The sequence below is a fragment of the Sphingobacterium sp. JUb20 genome (genome assembly GCF_004342035.1).
In the GTDB taxonomy this organism is placed as follows: domain Bacteria; phylum Bacteroidota; class Bacteroidia; order Sphingobacteriales; family Sphingobacteriaceae; genus Sphingobacterium; species Sphingobacterium anhuiense.
On the sequence record NZ_SLYV01000001.1, the window covers coordinates 761,600 to 773,981 of the forward strand.

Sequence of the window (12,382 nt, forward strand, 5' to 3'; positions counted from 1 at the left end):
ATAAACTACTTGCCCTGAATTAAGTTAGATTAAAGACTGATATTCAATATATTAAGGAACTAATTATCTGAATATTACCTTAATAACAAATACTAATCAGAATGATAAATATACGAAATTATCAACCGGAGTTACACTTCTGTCCTAAATATGTTTTAGACACGCTTTTTTCTTCTAAAAACAATGATTTTGACATCATTTCAATTTTGATCCTATTCTTTAGTCTGAGAAGATCTGTAGCTGTTCATTTTTTCAATTTACTGACGGTCTAAGTAAAAGGATCATCTATACGTTACCACATATTTATTTTCATGAAGATATTCATCCTTATGAATATCCACGCTACAACAAAATTGAAGATAATAAGCCGAAACAGACTTTTAAATATTTACCCATAGCTATCTTCATCTGCTTGCATTAAAGCATAGATTTACAACCTTCTGATATTCAAGGAAGAAACTAGGTATTAAAGATGATACCTGCTATCCCACCCTGGGCAGGTTCTGCATCTACTTTAAATGCTGTGATTGAAAACACAAAGTTTTTCGACAAAGCCAGAACCTTAGAGGAAATAGTTAATTATTGCAATAAATTACAAAGTCAAACTTGGACAAGTTCAGATTTTACAGATGCTTTGAGTCTAGCTGTTAAAGGAAAAAACAAAAGATTGGAGGTCGTAATTGTCAACGGTAGAAATACATATATTAAATACAAACCTAAAAAGAAAGCATCGATAAAAAGCTTGAATAAAATTTATCATATCCATTTGCTCAATCATTAGCTCTCAACATTTCATTTCTACATATTTCTATAAGTCCTACTAAAGTTGATGATATATATCATTCAATATGATGTAGTCATTCTTTAATCAATATATTTTACAGGAGATCGTATTCAAGATTCGTTTTATTATATTTGTTGTAAGTCGGTAATAGCCCATATAATGAAACGAAATCTAGATTTTGAAATCTTAAAAATCAGCAGCATGTCGGATATCGAGCTCATTAAGATGCTCAATATAATTAAATTACGTGATAAGCGTGGTTTGAGCCAATTTGAACTAGCATTTTTGTTGGGTCAACGTGACCTATATGTTAGAGATTTTGAAAGACCAGATCATACTTTAATTTTAGGTCTAAGTGAGAATAATACTATCAGGATAATTTTCAAATGTGAACTTGCTGATTTTGTGCCATTAAGTAACGACAGTAACAATCATAAAATTCAAATCCGCTTTCACATTGATGAACAAGGAAAAAGAGTTTACATAGCAGAGCAAAAAATTGGAAACGGCAAGTGGAAGGAATTTTTAAGATTTGGTGATGAAGAAAAAGATATCCTTCTAGAGTCATCTAGTCTAATAACAGATACCCAGGTTCAAAGTTGGCTTGATGAAAAGTACAATCATGGATATTTTAATGTTGCTAAATCTGCACTGGAAATTTTCTTAGACTGTGAAGCTCATTTCGGTGAACCAGTCAGACCGTTATTCATCGCCAATGCTATTCAATATTATACGAAAAAGAAGAAAGCTCCTAGGTTAGTTAAAAACAGAGACAAGATGAATGATTATGATGTTTTTGTTGGGGAAATGTAATTCCGAGACTGAAAATATAAAACAAATTATTTTGCTGAAAAAAATCTGACTTAGCGAGTGCGATGTCTAATAGAGAAAATTCAATAACAGTATTAGCTTATTTATTAAATAAAATGTAAAATGTTTATAATATGGAAAATGAATTCTTTTTACCTTTTCACACTGAATCTGTCGAAGACAGAGAAAAAGTATATGCGTCAATTAAAAAGTTTGTTTCAGATCAAGTAGGAGATATTTGGTCATCAAGGATTTTTAGTATCAGTTTTACGCATGAGGGAAAATTTAATACATGTACTGTTGGTGAAAAAACAAACGTAGTGGGCGAAACTGTCATTTGTATCCTAAGGAATGAGACATTATTCTTTGTATGCACCCCACAACGAGGAGTAATCAGAGGAATGCCAATTCTAGTAGGATCACACGAAGTGTCTAATATCGAGAACTTCAAAAATAGTTTAGATAAGTAAAAAACAAACACATTATAAACTAAAAACCACAAATTAGATTATGTTTTCAATCGGAATAATAGTGATATATTTCGGCTGGGGCGGCTTCATAGCAATGGTACTGTACGGAGTATTACTAGCAATACTAGACAAATATGTGTACGCCAAAAACGATCATGAAGCAGTATGTCTGCAAGTCATCCCATAGCAGATTGAGATATAGTTTTATACAATTCATCTAAAATTATAAGTTAATTTACGAGATAAATCAACACGATCCCAATCCAGAAGGATAATTAAGATCAAATATTTAACTACGCACATAGATTGCGTAGTTCGAACTTTATATTTGTTTAAATAAAATTAATGGTAGAAATTAAAATGGAAATCATCACAAAATTAAAACCGCTTTTCAATGACCTCCTCAAGATTGGATTTACAGATTTTGTTAAGAGTGATGAGTTTGTAAGAGTATGCAATGAATTGGGAATTATTGAACAGTACAGTTCCGCTTTTAATGAAGTACAAACTCAAACAAAGGATGATTGGGCATGGCTAGGCATTGATAATATTCAATATGACAACGTACTTGCTAAATTACTCAATAATACGTTCGCAGATGAAAAAGTAAATTTCACTCATATTGTTTGTAAAATGGTAATTGCTTACCTACCTCTTAGTCATTACGTAACTTCAATTTCAGACTTTAGACGTGACATTCAATTTCTTGGGGCAAGTGCTATGGAATTAGAAATTCTTGATCAAGCCTGGGAAAAGGAAACAAATAACTACCATAAAAAAGTTACTGTATTAAAAAACTTACTGATTAATAGAGCGACTGGCGGAATTGTAGATGATAATCATTATTTAATTCTTAGGTCTGATCTTTTAAAACAAGCAACTTTAAAGACCCTAATACCGGAATTTGTCGTTAATAGTCAAAGTGTTTATGAATTCTGGCAGTATATAAAAGCGGCTTTAGGTAGCTATGCTGAGCGTAGATTTTTTCTCCAAGCTGCTTTTGACCCATTAATAAATGCAACTTTAAATTTTTCGAGAAGTGTACCCCATCATGATATGATTGCACAAATTACAACTGTTGACGAGCAATTTATTGCCCAAGCCTGGCGTAAAGCATTAGACAGAATGAACGAAGATGCTGAAGCAGCAATAACATCCGCCAGATCTCTAATCGAAACTGTATGCAAACATATTTTGGATGAAAAAGAAGTTAATTATGATGACACTGTCGAATTACCTAAACTATATAAACAAACTGCCGGAGTTTTAAATCTATCTCCTGATCAGCATTCAGAGCAACTATTTAAACAAATATTGGGAGGTTGCCAGACCGTAGTTGAGGGCTTAGGTGGTCTACGGAATAAATTTGGAGATGCCCATGGTATGAGCAAAAAAAAGTCTAAGCCAGCCGTGAGACATGCAACATTAGCAGTTAATTTATCGGGCGCAATGTGCAGTTTTTTACTTCAAACATTCAATCATTTAAAAGAAAAGTCCAGCTATAATTAACTTCACAAATATGTCATCCAAATTTATTGCAAACATCAGATTTTTAGCTCTTCAAAACATTACTGCTATTAATACACCGTTCTTCAAAATAACAAACCATCAACACTTTAAAGAAGAGTGTATCACTGATAATAACTACACAGATACCAGTAGAGAAATGGCATGGATTGATAGGCGAAAGTACTATTGCTGATACCATTCTCGATATAGTTACCTTTTCCTCACATAGAGTCGAATTCTGGGGGTCGAATCCTATAGAAGAAAAGGAATTTTAATTGAATTGTAGATAATTGATATCGGAAGGTGACCCAATGACTAGCAAAATAATTGGCCCGTTAATTCCGAAATCACTGGCCCAATATCACCGAAATAGACAGATCCCACTCATCTGTTTTTTCTTTTATAATATAAGCTAAAATCTGACTAAATAAGTTTACTTTTACCATAGGAGATATGGGTTTTTGCTTTGCGATTAAATCCTTTCAAATATTTAGATAAAAGAACTGCTTTTTAGACCTTTTGACAAATGTTATTTGTAATAATAATTACATAACAAAAAATTTTTTAAGCCCTTAAAAAGCTATATTTAAATTCTAATTACTCAAGTTTTACCATATATTGTAGAAAATGTTTTTTAATAGTCCTGTAATAGGTATTTTAGCTGGTATTAGTACTTTTTTTCTATGTTTAATAATACTAACAATCATAGAAAAAAATAAATTTAAAACAGATTCAAAAAGAGATATTGAGAAAGTTGGTTTGAAAGAGTCTGGAAACATACTTAAATTATTGATCGTATTAGCTATAGTCTTTATTGTCCTTAGTTTTTGTTCTCCACTCTTCTTCACTTCTTCAGATTATTTTAGTGGTAAAGAATTTAAAGATAATGGTGAAATTGGCGATGCTATTGGAGGTTTAATGAACCCATTTGTGGCAATCGCTGGAGTTATAGTAACAGGATTGGCATTCTATATGCAGTATCAGGCAAACCAACAAATTTTAGAACAAGTTAAACATCAAGATCAACAATATAGAGTTGACAAATTTGAATCACAATTTTACAAATTATTGGATTATCACAAAGAAAACGTTAGAGAGATGAAATTCGATATGTATGATGATCATGCAGAAGGAAGAAAGGTCTTTAAATTGATTGTATCTCAAATTGAATCACTTTATAGTGAATTGGAATCATTCTTTGAGAATAAAGTAATTGATGATATTATTAACAGTGATTTTAAAACAGAACTTGAAAATTTCAAATTAATTACGAAAGATGTTGATTTAAAAAACTTTGCTTATTTAAATTTATGTTATTGTATCGTTTTTTTAGGAGTATCAAATCGAGATACATTTCCTCTATTAAAAATGTTATTTAAAAAATACAAAAAGACTTTTATTCGCGATGTATGGTTTTTATCACGTTTAAAACCTCAAGATAAAAATATGCTGACTGAATGGAGGTTAATTCAGAAAATTAGCAATAAAAATGATTTTTACACAAGATTTAAATCATGGACTAGTCCATTAGAAGATGGTCAAACTAATTCCAATGAAGAGGATGATTTAAATCTAGCATTTATTAATCTTTATAAATCTTTTAAATTTTATGGCGGACATCAATTTCGATTAAGTCATTATTTTAGAAATTTATATCAGATATATAATTTGATAAGTTCTGAAAAATCACTAAGCGAAGAACAAAAAATGTCGTATGCCAGAATTGTAAGATCACAACTATCCACCTATGAATTGTATTTGTTGTTTTATAATTCAGTATCATCATTAGGATGGTCCTGGGAGTTCGCTAATATTGACGATAGTAGCAAGTGCTTTATAACGAGATATGGGATTTTAAAAAACATCCCTGATTTGAATGTTTATAATAGAATAAACATAAGCTCATATTTTCCGAATATTGATTACGATTTCAAATAATTGTTTTTAAATAGATGTATCAAAATTGACAAAGAACCAAATTAAATTTGTTAATTACATTAATTACACACACATTTAAAATCAAGTCACAATAAAATAAAAAAATCAAAAGACCTTTTGGATTTGAATATGAAAAAAAATGTATTTCTTTTGGGTGCCGGAGCTGCAATTGATTGGGGTGGTCCCACTACAAATCAAATCACAGATAGCCTAATTAAACAAGGTCCATCAAACGTAAAGGATGAATTAATTATCAATTACATTTACGAATATTTCAATAATGGAAATACCGGAATCGGTAAGTTAAATTTTGAAGGATTAATTGACATCATTGAACAATGTGCCCAATATTGGCTATCCAAAAACGTAAACAATACAATCAGCACTAAACTTATTTCTGAAGATAACGAGTTTTGGAAAAATGCTTTCAGTGAGCAGTATATTTCTAAATACAGAAATTATGATCCCAAACTATCTCCAAATGCTAATTTTTTCAGTAAATTATTATTAGACTGTTACGAAATGGTGATTTTTCATATTCGCCAGTACAGTCAATTTACTGAAAATATGAATAAAATATACTGCGATAAAAACAATGAGATAAATCAATTAGCGGTTCAATATTTCAAAGAAAAAAGTAAAGACAGTTACCTTAGAATTTACTCCTTAAACTATGATAGAGTTATACAAACTATTTTAAAAAAATCAAGCATCCCATTCTTTCAAGGTTTTAATTCCGAAAATATCGTTCCATCTGTCGGTGAAATGCATCAGTCAGTTGATTCCAAAAGAATTTTGACCTCATTAAATGAAAATTGTATATTCCACCTCCATGGTAATTTTTGTTGGAGAATTGACAACACGAATCCAAATGGATTAGATGGCTACCAAATTGTAAACAGCTATTACAACAATCCATTAGAAAACCAAGGATTTCAATACACTTCTTCTGAAAAGAATAAACCCCTATTCTTAACTCCTATTATTACTGGATACAGTAAAGTGCAAAGAACAAATTTAACACCATTTAAACAAATGGCGTCAGCCTTCGATATTGATTGTCACACTGCAGATGAAATCATTATTATTGGATATTCCTTTGGAGATTTACATATTAACGATACGATTAGACAAGCCCGGAAAAACAATGCTAATGTTAAAATTACAATAATATCCTCCCCGAGTAATAGAAAAGAAATATTAAAAAAAATAGCATTCGATTTAACATCTAACTGGGCCTTTTATCAAGATTTTATTTTTGAGAATGATAAGGATGAAGCTTACTCCAAACAGTTTAATCTTCGAGTAATTTTTAAGTATTTCAAAGACTATCTAAAATCTCAATAGTTTACAATTTCGCGTACCCAGACTACTTGGAATGTTGTTGATTTGATATTCTAAAAACTTGCTCTTCTTCATTATAAAACCAACTAATTTAACATTTTTAATTTGTCTCAAAAAAACAGATAAGTCTACCCATTCCCATATACATTGGCTGGCGGATGGGATGCCAGAGGTTACAGAAGATCCAGCAACCAAAAGAAAGGTGAAGGCGTCATTTTTGCTGATTTCTAGTGATATTAAAAACTGATCAAAATCGAGCGTTAAGTTATCCATTGAGACTGTAACGTGAACTGTGTCATTGGATAATTAACCTAATCCTAAAAGCCTCTATCCAGCTTGAACCTATCTCCAAATTTAATATAAAGTTGAGATAGGCTCAAGCCCCCATTGTGCATTGGCATCGTCCATTTTTTAGAGATATCCCTTATTATCAGGAACATCAACTTCATTAACGCCTGCTCAGAGCTGAATGCACCCTTAGACTTTGTTATTTTACGAATCTGGCGGTGCATTCCTTCAATAGGATTAGTAGTGTAGATAGTCTTGCGAACCTGCTCATCATACTCGAAAAAAGTAAATAAGTTGGCCAAATTGTCCAGTATCCGGCCTACGCACTACATATTTGATTGTTGAGTGATTTGTTTATAGTTCTGACGGAATAGGTCTTTTAAGTTTTTGTGATTTATGGACGCTATGTTCTGCAAGGGTATGCTTTAGCCAATTGAAAGGATTGACATCATGTTTTTTTAAATATGGCAAAGAAGGAGTATATTATTGCTGCACGCCCGGCTGCCTCATGGCTTCCAACGAAGAGGTAATTCTTACGTCCGATTGCAATTGGTCTGATTACATTCTCAACCTATTTATTATCGATCAATAATGATCCGTCGTACAGATACGCAGATAAGGCATCCCATCTTGCATGAACCATGGCCTTTCCAATCTGACTTTTTGGTAGTATAGCTTTCATTTCCTCGAAGATCCATTTTGCGAGTTCATTGATAACGGGTAATGATTCTGCCAGATGGTGCTCTTATAAGGCGCCACAGATAAAATACAAAATAACCGCACTTAATTGCAAATGAATATATTTGATATATCCTATATTTGAGAAATGAAAAGAATATACCATCTAGTCAGCTTTATTATACTCATTAACTTTTTTCACCCGAATTTTGTAAATGCACAGGTCAATTGCGAACAGTTATTAAAAAAGAAAATAAGTTTGCAAGATATAGAGCCTAATAAAATACAGGACATATTTAAGGATTTCGTACAGTTAAGTGAATGTGGAATCGATAGCACTGCATTAGAAATAATTAGTACTCCCCCGCTATTTGCTACCTTAATTCTCCCTTTAGTGGAATCGGGTAATAAAAAGACAACCTATCAAGATATCTTTAATGTAGTGCTAGAATTTCAAAATTCTAGCGAATTCCCCCTATTAAAAGCATCACACCATTCATCAGAAAGCCTTAAAAATAAAAAGGTTGACCTCAATACTTGGATATCAGATCAAAATCTCCTTTTACAAATCCCGATAGATTCCAACGAAGTACAACGATTTCATAGCTATTTAAAAGATAATTTATCAAGAGATAACACATATTTTGAAGCCTGGAGCCTTTTTAAAATTTTTGAGAACGAAAAACTTGAAAAAACTACGGGTACTGCACGAGAAAATACCAAAATTAATAATAAACGTAAAAATGAAATTTTATCAGACAAGTATTATTATATGGCGCTTCCAAAAATTCTTAAGGAAGCTGAAAGAATTAATAGAAATGTCGTGATCTATTTTACAGGTTGGGGTCATGTGGATAGTAGAAAACTAGAAGTTTCATTGTTTAACGATATGCAACTAAACGAATTACTTTTTGATAAATTTATGTTTGTAACCTTATACACTGACGATAAAACTAAAATCGAAAACTCTCCGAACCAAAATGAAGATAAGGCAACCAATATGACAATAGGTAAACGTAGCAAAAAAATTCAACTTCATTATCTAGGTTCTGAGCAACTACCTGCATTTATATTATTGAATAGCAAAGGAGAGTTAATCAGGAGTTTACATAAAAATATAAATAAAGCAACTCTACTGACCTTCTTAACAGAGGAATAAGAGAGAATACTATCCATAACTATTTCAATCTTTTTGCAGATAATTCTACTGTAATACTGTCTTTATATTAACATTCTTAAAATATTAACAGACTATTTTTCCAGTTTCAAAAATTATAAACACTAATCAACCAATCTCCTTTTTAATAGCTCCAACTCCCCTACTATAACATCTGGCCAACGAGCAAAACCTTCTCTAATAATCTCTTCCCCATCTGCTATCTTAAATAACTGAGATATACTAAAGGCTGACTCTCGGATACCGGCAATCTGTCTAAAAGTTAGCTGTGATCTACTTTTACCTGTTCTTACAGCTGTAGGATGATTGAGTATATATTCTTGGTGTATTTGCTTTAAATTCATCTGTATAGTTTAAAAATTAATAGATCAATCAGAAAACCCTTAAGAATTTTCCTTCTAACACTTCTTCGGGCACATCCAGGATCTGCTCTATTACTACTGTAGCAGACTCTTCCTTAAATTCACTCATAAACGCCCATAGGTCGTTTACTTTTGTCGGGACAAAATGCTGTATAACATCATCCACACTATTGTCAGACTTCAGGATATTGTATCCCTTATGCTTTAAGTCCTTCAAAATCTCGATTGTCAATGGTACATTCATCGCAATTAGTATTTATCATTTTCGCCATTTTTTAACAGGGTTGACATTTCGATCGTAAGTCCCTTTACTATAAAGTGCACTTACAGAACCCTCCCCTGCTTTAAATCAATATTGAACAGGATGAACACCCAAGAATGTTGAGCAACCGATTATCTTGCAACGTGTCCATCCTTATTCAATATCCAAAGATAAATAATAAAACTAAATATATTAGTTTTTATTTGCTATAAATTTTAGTTTTATTATTTTTTAATTGATTTTTAGCATTATATTCCTTTGCAATACGGTTTCCCGTAAATAATTACTTTAAACTAAAAGTATCTTGCAATAAGCATATCATTTTTTTAAAGTTATTTGCTTATTTAAATAATATAATCAATTTGAAATTTATTTATAAACCTAAATTACAGTGAATTCAAATATTCAAAACATTATTAATGAAGACTCTATTTTGTTTTTCGATATGGATGGTACCTTAATTGACACAGATATGGCAAATTTTCTGTCGTATAAGAAAGCAATTGAAACTATAAAAGAATCGGATTGCAATATAACTTTTGATAAAAATCGACGGCTTAATCGAAATTTACTACAGACTATCATCCCAAGCTTGAGCTTAAAAGAATATGATGATATCGTTTTTGAAAAAGAACGAAATTATAAAGATTTTTTACCAGAAACACAGCCGATTCTTCAAACATTAAATATACTGGCTACTTATTCAAACAGAAACATAACAGTTTTAGTCACAAATTGTCGTAAAGACAGAGCAAACCTAATATTGGATTATCATAATTTGATTAATAAATTTTCAAACATTTTCTATCGAATAGAATCAACCTATAAAATTAATAAATACTCAAATGCAATTTCGTTATTAGGAATTGAACCTCATTCTATTATAGTCTTTGAGAATGAAAAAACTGAAATTGAAGATGCTATATCGGCAGGTATAGATCCCAGTAATATAAAAATTATTTTAAATTAATAACATGACCAAATTTATTATAAATCCAAATGAATATCTTAAACAATCAGTAGATGGCTATTTCCATGGTACTCATGCTCGCTGGGACAATACAGAAGTTGGATTCATCAATACATTAAAGAATGACGATGGTAGTTTCCGATACGATCGGAAAGATTTTAATTACACTTTGGCTGAGGCTCAAGAAGCATTATGTGCAGTGTTACTTGAAGATTTAATAAAACTTAAAAAAGAATATACTGTTGAATTAACAATATGCGTAATACCAAGAGCAAAAAGACCTGATCAATACAAAAAAACACAATTATTATTTATAGATACAATAAAAAAATTCACGTTAGAACATAAACACTTGTTTTTAGATGGCACTGACTATATTCAAAGAACAAAAGATACACCAACAACACACCAAACACAAGACTATGGGTCAGTTACAGTAGGTATCACAAAACAAACTTGTGAAATTTCGCAATACGTAAAAGGAAAAACCATTATACTTATTGACGACATTTACACTGAGGGCATTAATATAAATGAAGATGCGATTCAGGCTCTTTATGACAACGAAGCTAAAAATATAATTTTATACGTTGTGGGGAAAACTGTATAATCGTAATATACTATCTTTGATTAACTAGACATTTAAAATGAAATATACAGAAAATGCAATAAATATTCTAGCTGCAAAAAATTATAAAGGAATAGGAAGAGCGTGGATTACTAAAAAATTAACAGGAAACGAAACTATAGAAAATATTGTTTTTCTATTAAACAGGGATTCTAAGGAACCTGAAGATATTTTAGTGGAGGATTTTATAAGTTATAAAAATATTTTAAAGAAACATTTAGAACATCTAAATGGTTTCGCAGATGGATTAATTGCAATAGGTGACAAAAACTTTCCTCTATATAGAGGTACAGTAAAAAATAGTGAGCAACCTATTTTTTTATTTTATCAAGGAGATATATCACTATTAAATCCAGTAAATAAAAATATTTCAGTAATTGGACTTTTAAATCCCGATAATGAAATTGAAAATACAGAACAAGAAGTCGTAAAAGAATTAATAAATAAAAATATTACTATTGTAAGTGGATTAGCCTTGGGATGCGACACAGTCGCCCACAGACAAGCGCTTGATTCCCATGGTAGAACCATTGCAATCCTACCTGGTCCATTAGATGCGATTATTCCTGCTGCTAATAAAGACTTAGCAAATGAAATTGTAGAAAAAAAAGGACTATTAATTAGTGAATATTATGAAGATGTAAAATCAAAAATGGAATTGAGCAGTAGATATCAAGAACGTGATAGGTTGCAGGCATTGTTTAGTGACTGCATAATATTGACTGCAAGTTATGCAAAAAATGACAAAGGAAATGATAGTGGATCTCGCTTAGCAATGGAATATGCATTAAATTACTCGATTCCTAGAGCAGTAATATATAATGATGATACTGATTTAGAAAATTCTAAATATGACTTAAATAGGCAATTAATAAAAGAAGATAAAGACATCACCATTATTAATCGAATAAATATAAAAGAATCAATCCAAAAAATAATTTCAAAGAAGCCAAATACTATAAACCAAATGAATTTATTTGATTTTTAATAAAACCTGTTTCGAATAATCTTATATTAAATTACATTGAAATGTGTAATATCTAATAATTTTGTAATTATAAAATACGTGTAAATCGTCAGCATAATTTGGACATAATTGATTAAAAACTAAGAGAGTGTTTTCCTAAAAAAGATTTAACTTTAATCATCATGGGAAGACCAA

General features: G+C 30.9%; 14 protein-coding genes and 1 pseudogene. 11 read left to right on the plus strand and 4 right to left on the minus strand.

The genetic code is table 11. The features are described from left to right. The first annotated feature begins 472 nt into the window (after positions 1–472). The 7 genes from EDF66_RS03355 to EDF66_RS03385 all read left to right on the plus strand — a co-directional run bounded on the left by EDF66_RS03355 (position 473) and on the right by EDF66_RS03385 (position 6,858). Positions 473–781 (plus strand): hypothetical protein, encoded by a 309-nt coding sequence (locus EDF66_RS03355; protein ID WP_132840562.1) that lies wholly within the window; start codon positions 473–475, stop codon positions 779–781. A gap of 204 nt (positions 782–985) precedes the next feature. Continuing rightward, positions 986–1,597 carry a hypothetical protein gene (locus EDF66_RS03360; protein ID WP_132840564.1) on the plus strand — a complete coding sequence of 204 codons (612 nt, stop codon included), beginning with the start codon at positions 986–988 and terminating at the stop codon, positions 1,595–1,597. Positions 1,598–1,728: 131 nt separating this feature from the next. Then, positions 1,729–2,064: a hypothetical protein gene (locus EDF66_RS03365; RefSeq protein WP_132840566.1), complete on the plus strand. Its 336-nt coding sequence runs from the start codon at positions 1,729–1,731 to the stop codon at positions 2,062–2,064. A 345-nt stretch (positions 2,065–2,409) separates the two neighbouring features. Then, a complete protein-coding gene (locus tag EDF66_RS03370; RefSeq protein WP_207898415.1) occupies positions 2,410–3,573 on the plus strand; it encodes an abortive infection family protein in 1,164 nt (387 codons plus the stop codon). A 98-nt stretch (positions 3,574–3,671) separates the two neighbouring features. Then, positions 3,672–3,848 (plus strand): ATP-binding protein, encoded by a 177-nt coding sequence (locus EDF66_RS26555; RefSeq protein WP_132840633.1) that lies wholly within the window; start codon positions 3,672–3,674, stop codon positions 3,846–3,848. A gap of 352 nt (positions 3,849–4,200) precedes the next feature. Further along, positions 4,201–5,511, plus strand: a complete 1,311-nt coding sequence (locus EDF66_RS03380) for a putative phage abortive infection protein (RefSeq protein ID WP_132840567.1) — start codon at positions 4,201–4,203, stop codon at positions 5,509–5,511. Positions 5,512–5,640: 129 nt separating this feature from the next. Further along, positions 5,641–6,858: an SIR2 family protein gene (locus EDF66_RS03385; protein ID WP_132840569.1), complete on the plus strand. Its 1,218-nt coding sequence runs from the start codon at positions 5,641–5,643 to the stop codon at positions 6,856–6,858. Between the two features lie 314 nt (positions 6,859–7,172). Here the strand turns inward: EDF66_RS03385 and EDF66_RS03390 are convergent, their stop codons facing one another. Both EDF66_RS03390 and EDF66_RS03395 read right to left on the minus strand, forming a co-directional pair. After that, the gene (locus EDF66_RS03390) at positions 7,173–7,445 is read right to left on the minus strand and encodes a transposase (RefSeq protein WP_165902349.1); all 273 of its coding nucleotides are present in this window, start codon (positions 7,443–7,445) and stop codon (positions 7,173–7,175) included. Positions 7,446–7,469: 24 nt separating this feature from the next. Beyond that, a pseudogene (locus tag EDF66_RS03395) lies at positions 7,470–7,879 on the minus strand (IS66 family transposase); the annotation flags it as partial. Positions 7,880–7,969: 90 nt separating this feature from the next. On the opposite strand from EDF66_RS03395, the gene EDF66_RS03400 reads away from it, so the two are divergent. After that, the gene (locus tag EDF66_RS03400; protein WP_132840571.1) at positions 7,970–8,980 is read left to right on the plus strand and encodes a hypothetical protein; all 1,011 of its coding nucleotides are present in this window, start codon (positions 7,970–7,972) and stop codon (positions 8,978–8,980) included. A gap of 122 nt (positions 8,981–9,102) precedes the next feature. On the opposite strand, the gene EDF66_RS03405 is transcribed toward EDF66_RS03400, so the two are convergent. Both EDF66_RS03405 and EDF66_RS03410 read right to left on the minus strand, forming a co-directional pair. Beyond that, entirely contained in the window at positions 9,103–9,342 is a 240-nt protein-coding gene (locus EDF66_RS03405) for a hypothetical protein (protein WP_132840572.1), read from the minus strand. A gap of 28 nt (positions 9,343–9,370) precedes the next feature. After that, positions 9,371–9,604: a hypothetical protein gene (locus tag EDF66_RS03410; RefSeq protein WP_094772536.1), complete on the minus strand. Its 234-nt coding sequence runs from the start codon at positions 9,602–9,604 to the stop codon at positions 9,371–9,373. Positions 9,605–10,013: 409 nt separating this feature from the next. On the opposite strand from EDF66_RS03410, the gene EDF66_RS03415 reads away from it, so the two are divergent. From EDF66_RS03415 to EDF66_RS03425, 3 genes are read left to right on the plus strand one after another with little or no spacing between them, the layout of a single operon-like run. Next, positions 10,014–10,592 (plus strand): HAD hydrolase-like protein, encoded by a 579-nt coding sequence (locus tag EDF66_RS03415; RefSeq protein ID WP_132840574.1) that lies wholly within the window; start codon positions 10,014–10,016, stop codon positions 10,590–10,592. Between the two features lie 4 nt (positions 10,593–10,596). Then, entirely contained in the window at positions 10,597–11,202 is a 606-nt protein-coding gene (locus tag EDF66_RS03420) for a phosphoribosyltransferase (RefSeq protein WP_132840576.1), read from the plus strand. A 37-nt stretch (positions 11,203–11,239) separates the two neighbouring features. Beyond that, a complete protein-coding gene (locus EDF66_RS03425) occupies positions 11,240–12,208 on the plus strand; it encodes a DNA-processing protein DprA (RefSeq protein WP_132840577.1) in 969 nt (322 codons plus the stop codon). The last annotated feature ends 174 nt before the right edge of the window (positions 12,209–12,382 follow it).